Raw genomic sequence first — 18,749 nt, 5'->3', positions numbered from 1 at the left:
TTCCATCCCTTAGCCCCTGGAGGACTCGACCATGACCACCACCACCGTCACCGCTGCTATGCGGGAGCTGCTGACCGCCGGGCAAGAAGCCGTGCGCGCCGCCGAGCACCGCGGCTCCCCGGAAACCGTGCAAGGGCTCGACAAGGCTCTGTGCGCGATGCCGCTCCTCGACATGGACGACCAGGCCGACCGCATCCTGCACGAGGCGCTCAAGGCCGTGGCGCGCGCCGAGGACGCCGAGGAGTGGCAGCTTCTCGCCGACGTCGAGCACGCTGTGTCCCGCCTGACGCACGAGCCGGACGGGGCGACGCTGGAGCACCCGGCGGTGTTCGCCGTGGGCAAGCTCGCGATCCAGTGCGGCATCCGTGAGGAGAAGGCGGGCGAGGCCGTGGCGCGAGCGTGGAGCCGGGGCTACATGGCTGGCATGGAGGCCCTGCGTGTGGTGACAGGCGCCATCCGTGGTGAGTGTGACGGCCGCGCCCTGGACAAGGCCGTGACCGAGTTCCTGACCGCCGTCCGGCGCGCGATCCCGTACGTGGCCCTGTACGAGACGCGCCGCGCCCTGGTGGAGTTCGCCCGCTCGTACGCGCTGTTCGTCATCGGGATGCGGCAGACGATGCCGCCCGGCCGGTGGGAGTACGCCCGCCGCATCGGCACCGCCGTGTTCCTGTTCGAGATCGTCCCTCCGTACGTGGAGCTCCACCCGTATGGGTCGGTGGCCATCCGGCGCACCGCAGAGGACGGGACGGCGGGCCCCGTCCGGTACCTGCCGTTCAGCTCCATCGAGGCGCACCACGCCGCGAACGAAGCCCTGTACCGCATCTAGCCAGCCCACCAGCCCACCCGGTCCGGCGGGGCGCGCGCCCCGCCGGCCTGCTGCTCTCTTCCCTCGGCCGCACCCTCGCGGCCGTGAGCAGGGCGCACCGTGCCGCCGTTCCCCCCGCTCGTTCTCTTCTGAGGAGTCTCACCGTGTCGTCCCTTGCCTCTCCTGGTGCCCCTGTACCCGCGTCCATGGCGCCGTTCATGGACGCCGCCCGTTCCTTCCTGTCCGCCGCTTCCCTGCCCGTACTGGACGAGAACTCTCCGCCGGACGCTTCGGGCTTGCGTGTGCTGCCCTACAACGACGTGTGTGTGATGGTCGCCCCGGTCGTCGAGGGGAAGCAGGGCGCTTGGCTGATGACCTCTACCGAGGGGACGAACCGTTGGCGCGTCCTGAACCGGCAGGCGATCGACGTGATCACCGCTGAAGGATGGGAATACGTGGCGGACACCAATGACGGTGGAGCATTCTCCCCGCCGGTTGGGCCTCTGCTCCCGGAGGTGAAGGAGACCATCGGTGTGCTGGAGCGGGATGGTAGGCCCGGGTACGCGGTGTTCGACGTGTCGCCGCATGCGGGCACGGTCAGGATCGACGTCGCGGGCGGCTGGAACTGCCGTGAGCTGTCCATCAGCGATGTGGCGTTGCCCGCGCTGCATGCCGCTGGGTTCGATGTCGAGACTGTTCACGAGGGGGAGGGTTCCGAGAGGCGCGAGTGGCACATCCTTCACCACCTGGTGGTGCGGCCCCCGTCGGAGCGGCGCGAGGAATGGGCGCTCGCGCACCGGGTTCGCCGTCTCCTCCAGGGCTCCCACCGCAACGTGGGGTGGGAAGTGGGTATGACGCCCGCGCTGCCCGAGCACATGCCCGAGGGCTCCGCGCCGGATGCGCACCTGGGCGCCCTGCTGTTCCATTTCTCCGGTCACGCCGTCTACCACCCGGGGGCGTTTGACTACACGCTCCAGGATGCCGGATACGTTCTCGGGCCGAGCCGTTTCAAGTGGTGGCGCCACATGCGCATCCTTCGCCCTGCGCCCGCCGGCGAGTAGCCCGTGCTGACCGCTTCGGGCTGTTGACCGCCCGCCGGGGCCCGGTACGCCGCCGGGTCCCGGCCCACTCCTCCCCGCCTTTGAACGGAGACCAGATCACATGTCCACCAAGGCCGAGCGCGACGGCGTCGCCGAGTTGCTGTTCCGCGAGTTCGGCGAGTACGTCACCGCGCTCAGCACGCACGGCGAGACCTGGCAGGAAGTATGGGGGTCGAAGGTGTGGCCGTCCCGTACCGAACTGTGGTGGCTGTACGGCCGGTTCCTCCTCGCCCGGGAGGCCGCGGCCATCGCCGGCGTCCAGCTCGACGACGAGGAGATCACCCGGCAGTACGAGGAGCGTCTGGCGCTGCGCGACATGTTCCCCGGCGGGATGCCGAGACTGATCGATGGCTGAGGTGAGGGCGTGGGCGGCGTACTCGTCGGCGGGGTAGGCGGGTGGTGGGGTGAGAGGGTCCGGGGTTTCCGGGCCCTTTCCCTTTCCCCAACCTTAGACATGGTATACAGTTTTTCTTGTTGGACGGCACGAGCGAGCCGGACAACACCCGCTCCGAACTCAACCAGGAAGGCACCACCGTGCCCACCACACTCACCTCCCTCACCTTCACCGCCTCGGCCGTAATGGGAGCCGCACGGCAGACTCTCGGCCCCGGTTGGATGACGTTCCCCGCCAACAACGGCAGCATGGAAGGCTCCATCCGCTCCCACAAGGGCCACCGCATCGAACTGCTGGGCGCGCAGAACGGGCTCCTGTTCACTGCGGCCCTCCTGTCTGACGGCACGCGCCAGGAAGCCCACATCGCACCGGACGCACTGACCGCTACGGCGTACGGGAGCGCACTCGCCCGCATGATCACGGACACCATCGTTCCCGCCCACGACGCCCGGTGCCAGGTACTGCGCGCGGTGAGCCGGATCGGTGACGCCCTGGCCGGCTGCGAGCACACCACCGCGTGGGACTTCGGAGCAGCGCACACCGTCTGGGAGCTGACCGGCGGCGGGCGGGCCCACTCGGCGGTCAAGCATGCGCTCGACCGCAGCCCGCACGACGTGTACGAGGGCGGCACCGGCCTGGACGCTTCCGTGACCTTCGCGGACCTCAACATCACTCAGGCCGTCGTGCTGCTGCGCTCCCTCGACCTGACGAACGATGACGTACGCCAGCACGACCGCGTGTACGGGACCGCAGCCCGGATGCTGAAGACAGCGGCCCCCGGGCTGCGCGTCGGTGACATGTACAACTGGCCGACTCTGGGCGGCCGCTGCACCGTGACGATGGGCGTGGACGACATGGTCAGGGTCGAGATCCACCACTCCGATGACCCGCGCATGCGCATCACCGTAACCGGCTCCCTGGACAACCAGCTCGCCGCCATTCGCGCACTCTGACCGCCCGGCCGCCGCACCCCGCGTGCGGCGGCCACGGTCCCCCTTCCTCTCCCTTCCCTCTCGCGGCGGCCGGCTGCGCGCGCCCGTGCGCGGCCGCGCCCCGCCCTGCCCGAAACCGGAGCACTCCGTGACCACTCCCGGCTCCCTTGCCGAACACATCCAGACCAAGCGCTATCGCGATATCGAGCGCCGGCGCCTCACTCACGCGTTGATGACCGCCACAACCCAGCGAGACGCCGCCCGTAAGGCCTTGAACACCCTGCGCGGCAAGATCGAGCACGGACGGCGGCAGGCTGCGGAACGGTCCGCGCTGCTGCCGCTGTACCCGCCTTCCGTGCAGGCGGCCGGTGAAGCGGAGCGGGCCGCCGAAGGACTCAAGGAGCTACAGGTCTGCGTGGCGTACGCGACCGCCGTCGGCGCGGCCGCGCAGGTTGCCCACGAGTCCGCGGAACTGGAACTCGCATGGTTCGAGCGGATCGGCAACAAGCCTGGCGGGCTCTCCCCGCACGGAGAAGCCGCACTGCTCAGAGGGAGCGTCAAGACAGCGGCGACCGCCCCGGGGTACGAACTGGCCCAGCTGCACCCGGAATGGCGTGCCCGAGGCGGCCCGTGGCAGGAGACTGACCGGCGCGTCATTTCGCAGTCCCGCGCCCGTTCGCTGCTCGCCGCGTGGATGGGTCACTGGGAAGCGTGGGTGCTGCATGACGTGATCGGCCGGCTGTTCGTCGCCACCCCGAACATGCGCCTGGAGCTGACCCCCACCGACCTCAAGCCGACGCCCACCGAAGGGGACGCGCTCTCGGCCGCTCTCGGGGCGTACTGCTACCCGGCGTACGCGGACGGCGAGGGCGGGTTCACCTGGATCGTGGTGCCGCTGGACCCGTCCACCCCGGAGCGCGACACGTACAAGGGCCTGCACTTTCGCATCTCCTCCGGCGAACACGCAGACCGGCCCGCGTCCGGCCATGACGAGACCTGGGGCGCCTCGCTCTACGACGGCAACGGCGAGTACATCGACACGCTCGACACCGCGCCCGCCTCCCTCACCCTCGCCCAGGACTCCGCGCACTGCGCCCAGGCCATCGCCGAGTACGCCGCTTCCCACTGACCCGGTGTGCCGCACTGCCCGCCCGCGCCCCGGCACGGGCGGGGAGGTGCGGAACCCCGGTTCCCCTTCCTGTACCAGCACACCGAAAGGCACCGTCATGCCCTCGTCCCCGCCCTCGAACATCGTCAGGAACCCCGCCGCCCTGGCCGCGCACCTGACCGTGCACCAGTTGCCTGGCCAGAGGTCAAAAACCGCCATAGTCCGCCTGCGGGTCGAACGGCGCCGCCGCGCCGCTCCGCTGCCGCAGCCGCTGCCGTTGCCGCAGCGAGCCCACGCGCGGCTGTGGGAGTCCGTCATCCAGGAGATCAAGCGCCGTGGCGGCGAGACGGAGATCGAGGGCAAGTACGGCACCGCCCACCTGGAGGTGGTCGACCGGTTCGACGGCATGGTGTTGATGCACGCCGCGGGCTGGCGCAGCTACGGCAGGCAGCCGGCCCGGTACGCGAGCCTCAGCTACCTGTGGGGCCCGGATGACGCCGGCTCGGGCCCGTGGGCCGCACGCGTTCCCGGGACCGTGACCGCCGTCGCCGCTGCACTCGACTGGCTCACCCCTGCTGAGGTGAAGAAGGCCCTACAGAAGGGTTTGCGGGTCCGGCGCCAGGGCGACGTATACGCGGTCGAGACGACCCGCTCGCACGACGGCACGGGCGCGGACCGGCTACCCGAGTCGCACGAGTGGCGGCCCTCCACCCGCTACCTGATCCATCGCCCCGAGGACGGCCGCCGCCACCGCCCGCTCCGCCTGCCGTGGCCGGTGCGGTTCGTGCAGCAGACCGCCTACGGCATGGGCCGAACCAACGCCCGCTCCGACGCCGACTGACCCCACCCCATCGCTGATCCGGCCGGACCTTCCGGCCGGGCCAGCGAGTCGCCGAGCTGCACGAGACGCAACCCGCGAAGTGACGGTTGCCTGTCCCCGCCCGAGTCACCCACGGCCGGGCAGGGACAGGGAGCCAATCAGTTCGCGGCCCCACCCCTATGACGAGACGGAGATGAAGATGCCCATACCCGAGTCCGCCCGCTTCGGCCCCGGTACGACACCGGAATGGTTGGCGAAGGCCGAGGAGGCAGAGCGCGAGCGGGAGACCCTGGAGGAGCAGCAGCAGCGGGCACGGGCGGCCGACCAGGCGAAGAAGGTGAACACCCACCTTGCCCAGGTCGGCATCACCCCGGCGTGGCCTGCTTCGGCCGGCCGCTGGGTTGCCCCTGCTCTCCTGGTCTACGGCAGCGCCCGGGACGAGACGTACCCGGTGTGGGCCAGCTACCGAGACGACCTCGGCGTGGTGCTGCTCGTCGGTGGTGACGACGAAGGTCGCCGCGCCGAGTTCGCCGGGGAGCTGAACACCGTCGCGGACGTGGTCAGAGCCCACCGTGAGGGTTCGGTGCCCGGGGACGTGGGGCGTCCGGACTGGCGGCGGCAGGCGGAGCAGACAGCGGGCCGCGAGCTGGGTTTCCTGTCGTCGGACGCGGCTGCCTTGTACGACGGGCTGCGCGGGCTTACCGCCGCGGTGCTCGGTCTCCAGCGGGGCCCGAGCGTCGAGGTCGCCACGGGCGCGGAGGTGGATCTCGACTGCGAGTTCCTGCCCGATGACCTGACTCCGCACGGCTTGGTGTCCCTGGGGCTGACCGCCGGGCCGGGGCGCAGCCTGTACGTCGTCAACGCGGACATGGACGTCGCGGCCGTGCGGCGGGTGCAGTTCCAGCGTGAGCACGTGTGGCCGCACCTGCCTCTTACCGCGGACGGTGCGCTCGACCGCAGTCACCCGCACGTGCTCGGCTACGCGGAGATCCGTCGCCGGGTGGAAGCGTTTTTCGCCGAGCTCGGCGAAGACGTGACCCTGTGGGTGAACTGTGGTGCCCAGGACGTGATCCGGTTGCACACGCTGTGGCGTAACGACTGGTCGGTGATGCCGGACACGATCCCGGAGTGGGCGGATGACTTGGAGCGGTTGCGCCGGCTGGCGGGCGGCGTGAAGCTGCCGCCGCATACCGGCCGCCACCACCACGCCCTGGACGACGCCGAGCATCAGCGCCAGGCGCGGGCGTTCCTGCGCAGTCTGGTCAACTGAGCCCGCTTCGGCAGGCGTCCGCCGCACCCCAGCCAGCAGCCCATCCCCTCTTTGCCCTCTTCACACACCCGAGGAACCAGCCATGAACGCCATGCCGCCCACCAGCTACCAGGACATTGCGGGTGCGATCGAACTCGCCGAGACGTACGCCGAGGACGGCGCCCCGCACTCCGCAGCCGACCAACTCGTCGAGGCCCGCAACCTCATCGACAAGATGCTGACGCCTGCGGCCACTGCCCCCACGCCGGCGATGCCCCTGCCGCAATTCATGGAGACGGTGACGGGCGCGCTGGTCCGGCGCACCCCCGCGGAGGTGGCCCAGGTCCCGTGGGTCGCTCAGACCATCAGCGCGTATGCCCCTCACATCAACGCCCTTCGTGAGCTCGCCGAGACAACCGCTCAGCGCTACCAGGCGGCCCTGGTCGACTGGATCGAGGTCCGCCAGGAATGCACATGCGTCGTGACCTGCGCCGAGGACCCTGCGAGTGCCTGCTCGCTCTCCGGTAAGCGCCACGTCCACCCCCTCGACCGTCACGGACGCTTCGGACCGTGCCCGGAGCACCGCGACGCTGTCGGTGACCTGTAGAAATTCCCGAAACTGTCGGGCAGTGTCAGCACCGTCCGGCATCCTGCCCACACAGCGCACGACTACGAAGGAATCCCTGATGCCCACGGTGACGCTCCACTTTCCCCACTGCGATCAAACAGGCGTCGAACTGCCCGAGGTTCCCTACCCGGGGTCGACCTTCCACTGGTGCGAGAAGGACGGGACATCCTGGAGCGCCTGGACGGTGACCAGCATCGACACGAGCGCCGGCCACCCGAGATTCCCGGTAGAGACCGCCTTGACGCTCAACCCGGCGGATGCTGCGGCTGAGCGTCTGGTGAAAGGCACGGGCCCGGCTGCACTCGATGCTCCGGTGGCGGAGCGGAGGGCCGGGCAGATGACCGAGGAAGAGGCCGAAGCCCTTATCGGGCGGCGCCCATCCCTGGCCCCGCTCGGGTCAGCGTGGGTGAGGAGCCTGGTGAATGCGGGCTACAGCGGCTTCCAGCTGGAGCTTCTCGTGAAACAGCTCCAGTCCGCTCACCGCGAGCACCCGGATGCCGCCAGCGATCTGTAGAGACGGCCGGGACTGCTGGGAGTACCGGGCGGTGTCAGTGCCGCCCGACATCCTGCTCCGTACCGTTACGAAAGGACCACGATGAGCAAGGGCAGCGAGCAATCGCGATGGATGATCAGTCGGGGCGAGCCCGGCCCGTACAAGCCGCGGCCCGGCCAGTGGGCCGCGCCGGGCACAGTGCTGCGGGCGGAGCTGTGGGAGAGCGAGGAGCGGCCGTTTCCCGCCGACGCCCCCGGTTACCGGCGCCTGGATGAGCGGCGGGTATCGGCGATCGTCACCACGGTGAGCGAGGACCCACCGGTGTATTGCCGGGATGAGGACGGTGACCAGCCCAGCGACCTGATCGGCGTGGACGGGTGGCTCTTCGTCATCCACGTCCGGCCGGCGACCGCCGAGGAGGCTGCCGACATTCTGGCGAGCGAGGCTGTTGCGGCGCGGTGTGCGCAGCTGGAGCAGCGTCGTCGGAACCTGTTCGGGCGCGGCTTCCCGGGCGACGGGGAGGTGCCGGCGGCCGATGCCGTAGGGGATCTGACGGGAACGGTTGCGGTGCCGTACGGGGCCGAGTTGCGGCGTGGCGTCCACGAGCACTGGCCGGATGATGAGATCCGGGTCAACGCAGCGCGCGGCGAGGTGTGGGCCCTGTACTACAACGGGATGGACGGCGACGACTGGAGCCGCAACAACTACGGCCGTAGTTTCATCGCGGTCCGGTACCCGCTCACCGCGGAGCGGGCCGAGCTGATCAACGAGCTGCGTGCCGAGTACGAGATCAGCACGTGGAAGGCCGGGGGGGTCGGCGAGGCAGCAGCACATGTGCTGATCTTGGCTGGTTGGGACTACAGACGGGCTGTCTCGAAGCTTGGGCGGTTCGCGTTGGAGAGTGAGGAGGATGCCCGTGTGCTCCTGTCTCGCCCGCAGGAGCAGTGGGAGGAGGCGGGGTGGATCGGTTACCACTCGTACGGGTCCAAGCGCTTCACCCCGGCCGACGCGGCGCTGCTGGCTGACGCGGGCATCAGCTACAGCCACGCCTTGCAGCGACAGAAAGCGGGGCACACAACCGCGGCGGAGATCCTGAGCGCGCGGCGGCCGCACATCCCAGACGGTGCGGGCCGCATCGTTGTGGCGCCCCAGCACCCGCGCTCGTCAGCCGCCGTGACCTCGGACCCTGCGTTTGCCCGGGACTGGCTGGACAGGCGGGTGGACTGCTGGAACGCCGACCGCCTGGAGGTGGTCGCCGGCGTGCGGCCGGCGCATGTGGCGTCTAAGTGGTCGCTGTGGGACGACGGTGTCCTGGTCGTCGGTGAGTGGATGATGGAGTATTACCCGGCGGTGCGGTCGGCGGAGCGGCCGGAGATGCTGCCGGAGGCAGCCGTGCAGGCGCTCAATCTGGTGACGTCCAGCCGTACCCGGGTCGACCCGGAGGTGTGGCGGCTGCTGCTGGATGCGACCGGGCACCAGGCGCACGAGCTCGCCAGCGACAGTCACAAGGGCTACCAGTGGGGCAGCAGCAAGGTGCTGCGCCGCCACGACTTCACCACGCCGGGCGGGGTGCGGTCGCTGTGGGAGGCATGGGGCGACGAGGGCGGCATGTCCGGAGGGGAAGGCGACTACGCCGAAAGGTCAGAGGTGTACGCCGATAAAGCTGCGGCTCAGCGTTCGTACACCGCGTGGGAGTTGAGCTGACCGCACCCGGTGTGTCAGTGCGGTGAGGCAAAGTGGTCGGGGCGGAGCCAGTGGAAGTGGCTCCGCCCCGTGCCAGTATCAAGGAGATCTCTGTTGAGTGAGCGTAGGTACCCTCCGGAGTTCACACACGAGCTGTGGATGTCGACTCTGGACTTCACGGTGCACAACGCGGCCCTCGCGTGGGCCGGCATGATGCGCCAGGGGGTGCGCTTCCTGATGCCCCCGCAGGTGGAGGCGCTGCCCCGTGTGGAGGAGCGGGCCGCGGCGTTGGCGAAGGACGAGCGGCAGCGTCTCGCGTCCGGGGATCTCTACTACTTCGACGCGGCGGCCTGTGCTGTGGCGGTTGATGTGGAGCTGCGGCACGAGGGGATCGAACAGATCGTGCCGTCGGCGGCCGGCTTCCTGGTGTGGGAGGAACCTCCCGCGCACTCGCGCAGCGGCATTCCGATTCGGGCAGCCACGTGGGGGGTCGCGTACGACGGCGGTACGTGGGTGTCGTGGTGGAGCGACACCCTGGAGGCGGCCCGGCTCGGCCTGTGCAGCCCCCAGGCCCTCATGGTCAACGGGCCGCTGACGTTCCACGAGGAGACCCACCTTCCGCCGCAGTCCTGGCCTGCCCAGGTCGGCCTTCCCAACGATCCGACGTACGGGATGTTCCGGGGGCTGGTCGGCGCATGGACAGCGATCGACACGAAGGCCGTGGAGGAAAGTCAACTCGCTCCCTTGCCGCGCGTGAGGAAACAGGCCCGGCGTCAGCTCCAGACAGACGCTCGGCCCGTCCGGTGCTTCACCCCGTCGACGTCGGGCGGCGTCACCACCAGCCCGCAGACGATCGTGCGCCGCGCACTGGCCGGCCTGCTTCTGGATCGGCCGTACCCGCGGGAGCTGCCTGCCGATCTGGCACCGTGGCACTGCTACGTGAAGGATGGTGGGCACTGCCTCCTGGTGGTGCTGGACCCCGTTGGAACGGATGGCGTCGTGCTGTCGGCCGGCGGCGCCGTACCGATCGAGGAAGCGTGCGTGCCGGTTCCGGTGAAGGCCGTACTGCGGGCAGGCTGGAGGGTCTCCGAGGACGGGTACGTTCACACGCCGGTGCGCTACGACCCGACGCTCGGCGTGCTCACGGACCCGGAGGACGACGAGTTCTGATCCGTCCCGTACGGTTGGGCGCGCCGATGCTGCTTGCCCAACCGGCAGCAAGAAGGGCCCCAGGGTTTCCCTGGGGCCCTTCTGCGATAGGTGACTGGCCCTACTTCCGTCCCTGGCGTGCGGGGGGAGATCCGGGCTAAGTGGTTCATCTGCTGAGAAGTCGGGAGGCCACAGGGACTGTCGTCACCGCTTCTCCGTGTTCGGGTGATGGTCGAGGAGCCGTTCTTCCGTGGCGAGCATCCACCAGGCGCCGAGTTGGTATGGGGTCTTGAAGCCCAGCGTTTCACGGAGTTCGTTCACGGCACGGTTGACCGTTTTCAGGCTGACGTGGAGGTGAGCGGCGATCCTTGTCTGGTCCCGGCCGGCTTCCAGTTCCCACAGGATTGATCGTTGGAGCGGTGTGGTGACCGCGGTCTTGTTCTCAGCTTCGTTGCCGCGCCATGGGGTGCCTCGTTCCCATTTCTGCCGGTACTGCTCACGCTCATAGCTGATCATCCCTGGGTGCTGGATGTGCCATGCTCCTTCGCGAGGCTCCGCCACGACTCCGCCGAGTTCGGGGCTCTGGATGACTCCGCCGTCCTCGAAGAAGGCGTGCTTGTCGTCGAAGATCATCAGCCGGGAGAATGTTTCGGGAATCGTGCGGACCTGAGCTCCGAGGGCGGTCACCGCGGTGACGTACTCACGTAGGGGTTCGTTGCTGCGCGCACTGGTGGGGTAGAGGATCTTCATCGCAGCTCCGCGTTTCAGGAACTCTGTATCGCGCCGGATGGATCGAGCGAGGGTGCTGGCCTTGCGCAGGCCAGGCTGCGCGGTAAGGGTCTCGTACTTCACCGCGTCCATGGCCCGGATGATTGCGTCATTGGCAAGCTCGATGCCGGGGAGGAAGACATCGCGGGTGCTGTCTGGGATCTGGTGGCGCTGCTCCCGTTCAAGGAGAGCGAGAAGGCTGGGTATGGCAGCCATGCGCTTCAGGTACGCGGATGCGCCGGCCTCGGCCTGCTGGCGTAGGCGGGCCTCGGCCTCCCTGAGATTTGCTTGTATGTAGCGCCCGGGAACCCAGATGTCTTTGAGGACCAGGCCGAGGCTGATCAGACGTTTCAAGTGAGGGTTCTCGGGGTCGACTTCCTCGTTCCGTCCTACTCGGTGGTAGTAGGCCACCTCGTCCGGGGAGAGGGTCAAGGCATCGTTGCGCGCATCAGGATTTGCCGGTTCAGGCATGGTTTATCCCTTCCAAAGTGCGAAATTGCGCACGTACGACATCCTCACCGGTTGATCTTAAGCAACTGCACAGTGTGTCCTGGGGTCAGTTAGTCAAGCGCCATACGCATATGCACCACGACCCCGCCCTGCCCTGCAAAGGAAGATCACATGGCTCACACGCCGCTCCGACTCCGTGCCGCAGCTTCGCTGCTGGCGGCCGCCGCTGTTGCCACCTTGGCCCTGACCTCTGTCGCTTCGAGCAGCGGCGTCGCATCGCCTGAATCAACCCGAGGTTCCGCCGTGACCGCCAACGACACCGACTGGGGATCGCCTGCGCCCGTTTCGCCGGCGGATGAACGTGACACCGACTGGGGATCGCCTGCGCCGACCGTGGTCGTGGCGGCTTCTTTGATGGACAGCGACTGGGGATAGGGAGTGCACGAGGGGAGCGAGGCCGGCAGTCCACGGCCTTGCTCCTCTCGGCCTTCTTCCGGCCCTGGCGGGACATCTGTAGATGAAATGTGCGAGGACAAGCACCATGGGGGTACTGCTGTGACGATTACACCGGAAGGCGTTTCCATTTCGATGGCGCTGCCGAGATCACAGCCGCAGCAGCGTCCCGCCCCCGCCACTGTGCCAACCCGTTGCGCCATCAAGCGCTCGGCACGCTTCGTCGTGAATGCTGACGGCAGCGCCCCGCTTCAGGCACGGGCCGTCGCCCGCTCACTGCTGACCTTGTGTCTCACGAACCCGAATCCCGAGCGGACCATCCGGCGGGTCCAGACGTGCCTGTCCGAACTGGTCGCTGTCGCCTACACCCGGGCACACGACGACACCCTGCTGTGCGCACTCTGGCTGGACACCGAGCACGTCTTCATATCGGTCGAGCACGCCGAGCCCTTGCCCGCCACCCCGGGCGACTGCACCCTTGGTCTGAACGTCGTCAAGACGATCGCCGATGACTACGGCAGCCACGTCCTCGCCGGCGGATACCAGATGTGGGCCGCGATCCGCATGATCTGACGCAGGGTGTTCCCCTGGGGAACACCCTCTGCAAGGGCGGCTCCGGACACGAGCTGACGAGTCCGCATAGACCTTCACCGGGCCATTAGGCATACTGGCAGCAAGCAGCGGAGACCACTCCGCGTACAGGTGTGGAGAGGCCCCCGACATTGCGCCGGGGGCCTCTCTGCTGCGTGGAGCTCTATGCCACGCTGCGTAGGCCCGGGGCGCTGCCAGGCTTCGGCGGCATCTTCTCGTAGCCCGGCACATGGATGGGCGGCGGACCGCCGACTGCGAGCTGCTTGGTCATCTCCGCCTTCAAGTCGTACTCGGACTCGTAGCCGGCGATGGCGGGGTTGAGCGAGTAGCTGTGCCCGCGGCCTTCCGCCGAGCGCAGCACCAGGCCGCGTTCGACAAGGAGTGTCATGGCCTTGCTCATCGCGCTCGGTCCGACTCCGAGAATCGCGTCGATGTCGGTCTGCTTCATCTCCACGTCCCCCCCAGCCTGCTGGAAGCGAACCATCACGGAGAGCACTTTGATCGCCGTCGGTGTCAGCTCCAGCTCGTAGAGCTGACCCAACAGTCCTGTCGTGTTCAGCAGCATGGCATGCATGGCATGAGTCCTCGTGTGTCAGGCGATGTCGGTCTGCGGGAAGAGCGTCAGCTCGGGGTCCAAGTCGTCAGGGAAGCCTGACGCCAGGTGGAGGGCACGGAGTTCGGCGAGGAAGTTCTTCTGCTCCGTACCGTTCCCGTTGTACGCCACCGTGGGATTGAGTTGGTAAGTGCCTCTTTTCTCCAGGCGCAGGAGGTTCTTGTTGCACAGCGCCTTGAGAGGGTGGCCGATGCTCGTGCGCTTCACGCCGATCTCTTCGGCGATCTCGGCGTGTGTCGCCGAGATCAGACCCTTCTTCTGGCGGCCGATCATGTTCGACAGCACTGCGGCCTGCAAGGGGCTGATGATTCGGTGCATCAAGCAGTACGGCAGCACCCGCCGCAGGAAGTAGTTCGAGACGAGGGAGTAGCCCTCTTCTCCCAACATCTCATGCGGTGAGCGTCGGTACACGATGGTCTTGACCTCGTGGATCGGGCCGTTACCGAACTGCTCAGCGATGATCTGGGCCAGGTCATTGTTAGGACCGGGTCCCGCCGGCCTCAGGGCGGTACTGCGAGGTTTTGGCTCAGTTTGCCGGGAACGTAGGGGTCGTGCAGCAGCACCCATGATGATCCTTTCCGGTACAGGTGCCCGGCACTGTACGGCAAAAGTTGCGAGTAGAAGCAACATACGCGCCCGAGAGTTGTCACAGGTTACAACTTTTGCTGTAGCTCATGCTTGCGGGGGTGCGTTGGCGCCCCGAGAGTCACGACGCAGGGTGAGTGAAGCGACGAGCCGTGCTGCGTGGGGGAATGTTGCAGATACTCGCAACTTTCGCTTCCCCGTCACGGTAAGTTGCGAGTATCTGCAACTTTTGCGGGCTCGTGTGGGCGGCCACCGACATTCGGAGAGGCGTAATGTCGGTGGCCGCCGACATTTGCTAAACGAAACATGCAGGTCAGAGGCCCAAAGTTCCCGCATCCCTCTTACTAAAAGGGCCCGTCAGAACTTCCTCGTCTTGCCCACTGTGCTCAACCGTCCCGGTGAACACTCCAACCACCTTCTCCCGGCCCCTGGTTGGCTGCTTTGACATCCGTATGGACGCCTCCTCAGCTGGGCACCGGCGTTCGCTTCTACGCCGATCAACTTAGGCCCAGCGTCCTGGACCTCAGCCACAGAACGTTCACCCTGACGATGCCGGAGCTTGTGATCCGGCGAGGCGGAGGCACCCGCACTCTCACCGGTATCAGCCAAGTTGCTCTGAAGTGAGCGACAACGGCTCGCACATGGGCAGCTACGCTAGTTCCAATGCTTGGGCACTGAGGAGAGCGACTTGCTCCCAAGTGCCGTCACTGCTTCTCGTGCTTCTTCTCGTACGCCGCTGTCGCCAGATCGGCCTGGTACTCGCTCAGCTCCTGGTCGCCGTGGTAGGCGACTGGCAGGTCTTCTTGCGTGTCCCAGATCGCCCAGGGCAATGGGTCGCCTTTGTACCGTTGGCCATCCTGCGGCCGGTACCGAGCTTCGTACCGCGGTTCGGTAGCGTGCCGGTCCGACAACGGGCCGGCGGACTGGAACAGGTCAGTGATCTGCCGCTCGGTATCCGGTGAGGCCGGGTATGGCTCGGCGGACACAGGAGAGTTCGGCGGGGCAGGCCAGAAGTTCGTGTCGATACCCACGGTCAGCAGCTCAGGCAGCGCTGTTCTGGTGCTGCGGGCAAGCAGGTAGGTGGCCTGTTCCTGGCCTGTACCGATGCGGCGTTCGCCCAGCGCGATGTGCATGGCGCGCAGACTCCGGGCGATCCGTGCCGCTTCCTGCTCATCTCCAGCTGCCTGTGCGGTGGCAAGGTGAAGGATGGTTCGCGAGCGCCATGACGCGATGGATTGAGCCTCCGTCATCTGTTGGTCCCTGCGCCGTATCGGAGGGCAAGGGCGGCCTGCCCATAGGTTGTCCGCAACTGATACCGCCATGGCGTCAGCCATCGGTGCAAGTGGTCTCTCAGTACCCTCCCTGGTTGCGGGGTAACCGACCTGCGCCCCTGGTGTCTCCTTACCGCAGGAGACACCGTCCGAACTTGTGCGGGTGCAGCGCTCATCGGTGGGGCACGTCCCGCCGGGTCTGCTGAATCGGGCGCCGGCGTACACGCTTGAACTGAAGCGGCCCTTCCTCGCGACGGACGGTGATCATGCCGCAGCGGCGGCCGGCCCGGAGCAACTTCTCCACCTCGGCCGACGGCAGGCTCATCTGCTGCGCGCTCTCGGCAAGGCACAGCCACGTCTCGAACGGCAACTGGTTGATTCGTTCAACGAAGTGAGCATTCTGCATGAGTGCTTCTCCCCCTGGGTTCTGGTTACGCCGGGTCGCTCGTCCCGGCATCTGGTTGACCAGTGGCGAATAGTGTATGCCAGGTCTGAGAGTCAGAGGGGTGGCCGGATGTGCGCATGGAGCGTTGATTGCTGGGCAGGCGGGGACTCAACGGGCCTATCTTTTTGTAACGCTCGCGTAACGAACGAAATTGAACGCTAGTCTTGTCGCTTCGGTGGTATGGGGGGGAATATCCGAAAACGCCCCGGTTCTAATGGGGGCCAATCCTCTCGGCTGGCGCGAATGAGTCTCTTTGCCTCATTTGTTGATCTTTCGATCACTCGTGCGAACAGAAGGTAGCGCGCTAGTTCTGGCCTGTCGGAAGATGGCATTCCAGAGCGGATCAAAACCTGAGCGAGGCGGTATGCCCCAGACGCCCAGCGCGAACGAAATCACGTCGTGCGACGGTGAGTTCGGGCACCCCTTGGAGGCCGCCGCGGCGTTGGCCGCGCAGGACCCGACCAACAAGGCCGCCCTCGCCGAACTGTTCACCGGCATGTACGAGCCGATGGTGCGCTTCATGCAAGCCCGCATCCAAGACCCGGTCACAGCAGAAGATCTGGCCCAAGAAGTCTTCGTCAAAGTCGTTCAGAACATCCACGGTTACACCGGCGGGGGCATCTTGGCCTGGGTCTGGGCCATCGCCCGCAACGTGTTCAACGACCACTTCCGCCCGATGAGGAACCGCGGGTACGAACAGCCGACCGGCGATTTCTGGCACCTGGACGCCCCCAGCTCCGAGATGGGCCCCGAGGAAACTGCTCAGTGGCGGGAGCTACGCTGCGCGATCAGCAAAAAGCTGGACAAACTTCCCGAACAGCAACGCGAGGTGCTGAGGCTCCGCATTACGTCCGGGCACTCAACTTCCGAGACTGCGGAAATCATGGGCAAGGCAGTGGGTACGATTCGAGTGTTGCAGTGTCGAGCACTCGCAAAGCTGCGAAAGCTCATGCCTGAAGGTGACAGCAACTTGGCCACGTATCTGCTGTCCGCTTCCGATGCGCAGTGGGAAGCGGATGTAATGAACGCAGCACCAGTGATGCTGAGGGAGAAACACGATGCTGGGTCGATGGGATAGCGCCGCAGAGCAGCTTGACCGCTGCTTGTCCGGCGGCGCAGTACCTGACGACCCCGGCATCCGCGGAATGGTCATGGCGGCCAGGGCTCTCGCGCCGCGCCGACCCATCAGCGAGGCCGCTCGTCAGCGCGCCTACGACGCCATGATGCGCGAAGCCGACCGTGGTGCTCGCAAGCCCCTGCATTCCGAATCCTCCGAAGACCTCACCGACCCCGGCGTACACGCGCGGGTCGTAGATGCGGGTCCTGGCCTGCGTCTCGGCATAGCTGACATCGAGGAGGTGGACGACGAGCGCATGGTGCAGATTGCCAAGAACGTCGCCGCGCGCCTGGGGCAGAGCGCGCCGGACCGCAACCAGTGAGCGGTACCACCCAGCAACTGCGCATCCTCGAAGAGGACATGGGCGCGGACGTCATAACCTTCGAGAACCACGAAGAGGGCATCACCTACCTGTTCGTGTGTCCCGACCAGTCCTTCGAGAACGCGGTCAAGAGCATCAGGCGCGTGTGCCCCGAGATGAGCGTGCCGCGAATACAGGCACTCGTCCGTGAGCACTGCAAGCAGATTCGCGAGATGAACGAGCGGCTGGGCACAGATCAGACCGTCCCACGCTTCGAGGCCGCTCCGGACGCCGGCGTTGTTCCTCCCTCCCCGGTGATGAGCGGTGCGCACAGGCGGCCGCGGCCACCACGCTGGGCGCGCATCGCGGCTGTCGCAGCGCCCGCCATCGTGGGCGGAGCTCTCCTCACGCAGTGGCTCCAGCCGTCCGGCAACGGCGCGAAGGCTCCTTCGTCCTCCCCCGCTGCTATCAGCCAAGATGACGTAGTTGCGGACAAGACGTACAGGCTTCCCGACTTCGCCAAGTTCGCCGAGGGCGGGCGCATCCAGTGCGACCCCATCGGGGCGTACGAGGCGAAGTGCGTGGACGAGGACGGCCAGGTGATGACGAGCGAGGCGTCTGTGGGCACCTCGATCGCTTTCACCTTCTCCTATAACTTCGAGAAGGTCGGCTTCCGGATCTTCCCGGACAAAGCTTCGGCCTCCGCCTGGAGTGCGGAGGGTGGCAACAAGGCAATCTTCCAGAACGTCCTTCGCCACGGCCGGGTCGTGCTGTGGGGCACTGACAAAGCACGGCTGCAAGAGTGGAAGCGCATCCTGGTTGAGCAGGACAAGGAAACCAGGGCCGCCAACCATCAAGCGATGTTGAACAGGGTGCCGCTGTCCGCAGTGCCGCGTCTTCCCGACCGGCTTGCCGCCCTGGCGTTCGGCACGCTCAGCGTGACCGAGGAAACGGTGCAGGAGGCTGTTCAGACGGGAAGCACCGAAACTTTGCAGCTCGTGCGAGCTGTGCAGCTTGTGCTGGGCACCGCTGGTGCGAGCGTCCTCGACAATGCGCCGGCAGGTCCGAACGACGCTGTCGCGATCGTTGTGGACGCCTCGCGGCCGCCAGAGGCTACTGACAACAGCCGGGAGGTGAAGAACGAGCCCGTTCCAGCCGCTGTACCTCCTGCTGAAGTTGCTGCCGAGCCGCCCGTGGCCGTTATCCGGGAGCCGGCGCCCAAGCCCGCACCTGCACTGAAACCTGCGCCCAAGCCCAAACCCGCGCCGAAGCCCGCGCCTAAGCCGGAACCTGCGCCCAAGCCGGCGCTGAAGCCTGTGTCTGAACCAGAGCCCGAGCCAGGCCCGAAGTCCACCCCGGAGTCGGAGCCTGCCCAGCCGGAGCCCCAGCCGGAACCCGTCCAGCCGGAGCCGGAGCCCACGGCGGAGCCCGAGCCCACACCTCCGGCCTCAGAGCCCGGACCGGCACTTCCCGTGGAAGCGGTGGCTGACCCTGCTCTCGGACAGCCTGCGGACAGCGAGCTGTTGAGCCTGCCACCCGCATGGGTTGCCGCAGTCTGAACAAACACCTGGGGCCCCGGACTTCGATCCGGGGCCCCAGGTCGTGTGCGCCTGATCAGAACGGCGGCTCGGCCGACACCCACGGGTCATCGGCGACGGAGCGGCCCTGTGCGCCGACTGCGGGGCCCTGCGCCGTGTTCGTCTTGGTGACCTTGGCCGTGGCGTTCTTGAGGCTGGGGCCGACTTCCTCGACGTCCAGCTCGTAGACCGTGCGCTTGACGCCCTCGCGGTCTTC

20 protein-coding genes and 1 pseudogene are annotated in these 18,749 nt (G+C 67.2%); 15 read left to right on the top strand and 6 right to left on the bottom strand.

The window, feature by feature from the left end:
* Nucleotides 1-31: 31 nt before the first annotated feature.
* From ACWDZ4_RS20085 to ACWDZ4_RS20035, 11 genes are all read left to right on the top strand, one after another.
* Nucleotides 32-826: a hypothetical protein gene (locus ACWDZ4_RS20085; protein WP_451509744.1), complete on the top strand. Its 795-nt coding sequence runs from the start codon at nt 32-34 to the stop codon at nt 824-826.
* 197 nt (nt 827-1,023) lie between these two features.
* Complete coding sequence (locus ACWDZ4_RS20080; RefSeq protein ID WP_451509743.1) at nt 1,024-1,866, top strand: hypothetical protein; 843 nt, start codon at nt 1,024-1,026, stop codon at nt 1,864-1,866.
* Nucleotides 1,867-1,966: 100 nt separating this feature from the next.
* Nucleotides 1,967-2,260 (top strand): hypothetical protein, encoded by a 294-nt coding sequence (locus ACWDZ4_RS20075; RefSeq protein ID WP_451509742.1) that lies wholly within the window; start codon nt 1,967-1,969, stop codon nt 2,258-2,260.
* A 119-nt stretch (nt 2,261-2,379) separates the two neighbouring features.
* On the top strand, nt 2,380-3,252 hold the full coding sequence (locus ACWDZ4_RS20070) for a hypothetical protein (protein ID WP_451509741.1): 873 nt from the start codon (nt 2,380-2,382) through the stop codon (nt 3,250-3,252).
* 211 nt (nt 3,253-3,463) lie between these two features.
* Nucleotides 3,464-4,360 carry a hypothetical protein gene (locus ACWDZ4_RS20065; protein WP_451509740.1) on the top strand — a complete coding sequence of 299 codons (897 nt, stop codon included), beginning with the start codon at nt 3,464-3,466 and terminating at the stop codon, nt 4,358-4,360.
* 97 nt (nt 4,361-4,457) lie between these two features.
* Complete coding sequence (locus tag ACWDZ4_RS20060) at nt 4,458-5,180, top strand: hypothetical protein (protein WP_451509739.1); 723 nt, start codon at nt 4,458-4,460, stop codon at nt 5,178-5,180.
* Between the two features lie 178 nt (nt 5,181-5,358).
* Complete coding sequence (locus ACWDZ4_RS20055; protein ID WP_451509738.1) at nt 5,359-6,429, top strand: hypothetical protein; 1,071 nt, start codon at nt 5,359-5,361, stop codon at nt 6,427-6,429.
* 82 nt (nt 6,430-6,511) lie between these two features.
* Nucleotides 6,512-7,015 carry a hypothetical protein gene (locus ACWDZ4_RS20050; protein WP_451509737.1) on the top strand — a complete coding sequence of 168 codons (504 nt, stop codon included), beginning with the start codon at nt 6,512-6,514 and terminating at the stop codon, nt 7,013-7,015.
* 79 nt (nt 7,016-7,094) lie between these two features.
* Entirely contained in the window at nt 7,095-7,550 is a 456-nt protein-coding gene (locus ACWDZ4_RS20045; protein WP_451509736.1) for a hypothetical protein, read from the top strand.
* An 81-nt stretch (nt 7,551-7,631) separates the two neighbouring features.
* The gene (locus ACWDZ4_RS20040; RefSeq protein WP_451509735.1) at nt 7,632-9,233 is read left to right on the top strand and encodes a hypothetical protein; all 1,602 of its coding nucleotides are present in this window, start codon (nt 7,632-7,634) and stop codon (nt 9,231-9,233) included.
* A 93-nt stretch (nt 9,234-9,326) separates the two neighbouring features.
* On the top strand, nt 9,327-10,382 hold the full coding sequence (locus ACWDZ4_RS20035; protein WP_451509734.1) for a hypothetical protein: 1,056 nt from the start codon (nt 9,327-9,329) through the stop codon (nt 10,380-10,382).
* Between the two features lie 183 nt (nt 10,383-10,565).
* Here the strand turns inward: ACWDZ4_RS20035 and ACWDZ4_RS20030 are convergent, their stop codons facing one another.
* A complete protein-coding gene (locus tag ACWDZ4_RS20030) occupies nt 10,566-11,600 on the bottom strand; it encodes a hypothetical protein (protein ID WP_451509733.1) in 1,035 nt (344 codons plus the stop codon).
* A gap of 534 nt (nt 11,601-12,134) precedes the next feature.
* Between ACWDZ4_RS20030 and ACWDZ4_RS20025 the strand changes: the two genes are divergently transcribed.
* Entirely contained in the window at nt 12,135-12,605 is a 471-nt protein-coding gene (locus tag ACWDZ4_RS20025) for a hypothetical protein (protein WP_451509732.1), read from the top strand.
* A gap of 181 nt (nt 12,606-12,786) precedes the next feature.
* On the opposite strand, the gene ACWDZ4_RS20020 is transcribed toward ACWDZ4_RS20025, so the two are convergent.
* The 4 genes from ACWDZ4_RS20020 to ACWDZ4_RS20005 form a co-directional block, all read right to left on the bottom strand.
* Nucleotides 12,787-13,188, bottom strand: a complete 402-nt coding sequence (locus ACWDZ4_RS20020; RefSeq protein WP_451509731.1) for a hypothetical protein — start codon at nt 13,186-13,188, stop codon at nt 12,787-12,789.
* A 27-nt stretch (nt 13,189-13,215) separates the two neighbouring features.
* Nucleotides 13,216-13,623 carry a replication/maintenance protein RepL gene (locus ACWDZ4_RS20015; protein ID WP_451509730.1) on the bottom strand — a complete coding sequence of 136 codons (408 nt, stop codon included), beginning with the start codon at nt 13,621-13,623 and terminating at the stop codon, nt 13,216-13,218.
* Nucleotides 13,624-14,525: 902 nt separating this feature from the next.
* Entirely contained in the window at nt 14,526-15,071 is a 546-nt protein-coding gene (locus tag ACWDZ4_RS20010; protein WP_451509729.1) for a hypothetical protein, read from the bottom strand.
* A gap of 193 nt (nt 15,072-15,264) precedes the next feature.
* A complete protein-coding gene (locus ACWDZ4_RS20005; protein WP_451509728.1) occupies nt 15,265-15,498 on the bottom strand; it encodes a hypothetical protein in 234 nt (77 codons plus the stop codon).
* A 403-nt stretch (nt 15,499-15,901) separates the two neighbouring features.
* Between ACWDZ4_RS20005 and ACWDZ4_RS20000 the strand changes: the two genes are divergently transcribed.
* The 3 genes from ACWDZ4_RS20000 to ACWDZ4_RS19990 all read left to right on the top strand — a co-directional run bounded on the left by ACWDZ4_RS20000 (nt 15,902) and on the right by ACWDZ4_RS19990 (nt 18,514).
* Nucleotides 15,902-16,615 carry an RNA polymerase sigma factor gene (locus ACWDZ4_RS20000; RefSeq protein WP_451509727.1) on the top strand — a complete coding sequence of 238 codons (714 nt, stop codon included), beginning with the start codon at nt 15,902-15,904 and terminating at the stop codon, nt 16,613-16,615.
* A 73-nt stretch (nt 16,616-16,688) separates the two neighbouring features.
* Entirely contained in the window at nt 16,689-16,976 is a 288-nt protein-coding gene (locus ACWDZ4_RS19995) for a hypothetical protein (RefSeq protein WP_451509726.1), read from the top strand.
* A complete protein-coding gene (locus ACWDZ4_RS19990; protein WP_451509725.1) occupies nt 16,973-18,514 on the top strand; it encodes a hypothetical protein in 1,542 nt (513 codons plus the stop codon). Before ACWDZ4_RS19995 ends, ACWDZ4_RS19990 begins: the two co-directional genes overlap by 4 nt.
* Nucleotides 18,515-18,569: 55 nt before the next feature.
* On the opposite strand, the pseudogene ACWDZ4_RS19985 reads toward ACWDZ4_RS19990, so the two are convergent.
* A pseudogene (locus ACWDZ4_RS19985) lies at nt 18,570-18,749 on the bottom strand (single-stranded DNA-binding protein); the annotation flags it as partial.

Source organism: Streptomyces sp. NPDC003016, from assembly GCF_053591455.1.
The sequence above is the reverse complement of the archived record's forward strand: the minus strand, read 5'-3'. Positions and strand labels throughout refer to the sequence as shown.

What these genes read in the sequence shown, in the direction of transcription:
- ACWDZ4_RS20085 (WP_451509744.1), top strand. Translation starts at nt 32, where the DNA reads ATGACCACCACCACCGTCACCGCTGCTATGCGGGAGCTGCTGACCGCC.
- ACWDZ4_RS20080 (WP_451509743.1), top strand. Translation starts at nt 1,024, where the DNA reads ATGGACGCCGCCCGTTCCTTCCTGTCCGCCGCTTCCCTGCCCGTACTG.
- ACWDZ4_RS20075 (WP_451509742.1), top strand. Translation starts at nt 1,967, where the DNA reads ATGTCCACCAAGGCCGAGCGCGACGGCGTCGCCGAGTTGCTGTTCCGC.
- ACWDZ4_RS20065 (WP_451509740.1), top strand. Translation starts at nt 3,464, where the DNA reads ATGACCGCCACAACCCAGCGAGACGCCGCCCGTAAGGCCTTGAACACC.
- ACWDZ4_RS20060 (WP_451509739.1), top strand. Translation starts at nt 4,458, where the DNA reads ATGCCCTCGTCCCCGCCCTCGAACATCGTCAGGAACCCCGCCGCCCTG.
- ACWDZ4_RS20055 (WP_451509738.1), top strand. Translation starts at nt 5,359, where the DNA reads ATGCCCATACCCGAGTCCGCCCGCTTCGGCCCCGGTACGACACCGGAA.
- ACWDZ4_RS20050 (WP_451509737.1), top strand. Translation starts at nt 6,512, where the DNA reads ATGAACGCCATGCCGCCCACCAGCTACCAGGACATTGCGGGTGCGATC.
- ACWDZ4_RS20045 (WP_451509736.1), top strand. Translation starts at nt 7,095, where the DNA reads ATGCCCACGGTGACGCTCCACTTTCCCCACTGCGATCAAACAGGCGTC.
- ACWDZ4_RS20040 (WP_451509735.1), top strand. Translation starts at nt 7,632, where the DNA reads ATGAGCAAGGGCAGCGAGCAATCGCGATGGATGATCAGTCGGGGCGAG.
- ACWDZ4_RS20030 (WP_451509733.1), bottom strand. Translation starts at nt 11,600, where the DNA reads ATGCCTGAACCGGCAAATCCTGATGCGCGCAACGATGCCTTGACCCTC.
- ACWDZ4_RS20020 (WP_451509731.1), bottom strand. Translation starts at nt 13,188, where the DNA reads ATGCTGCTGAACACGACAGGACTGTTGGGTCAGCTCTACGAGCTGGAG.
- ACWDZ4_RS20015 (WP_451509730.1), bottom strand. Translation starts at nt 13,623, where the DNA reads ATGTTGGGAGAAGAGGGCTACTCCCTCGTCTCGAACTACTTCCTGCGG.
- ACWDZ4_RS20010 (WP_451509729.1), bottom strand. Translation starts at nt 15,071, where the DNA reads ATGACGGAGGCTCAATCCATCGCGTCATGGCGCTCGCGAACCATCCTT.
- ACWDZ4_RS20005 (WP_451509728.1), bottom strand. Translation starts at nt 15,498, where the DNA reads ATGCAGAATGCTCACTTCGTTGAACGAATCAACCAGTTGCCGTTCGAG.
- ACWDZ4_RS20000 (WP_451509727.1), top strand. Translation starts at nt 15,902, where the DNA reads ATGCCCCAGACGCCCAGCGCGAACGAAATCACGTCGTGCGACGGTGAG.
- ACWDZ4_RS19995 (WP_451509726.1), top strand. Translation starts at nt 16,689, where the DNA reads ATGGCGGCCAGGGCTCTCGCGCCGCGCCGACCCATCAGCGAGGCCGCT.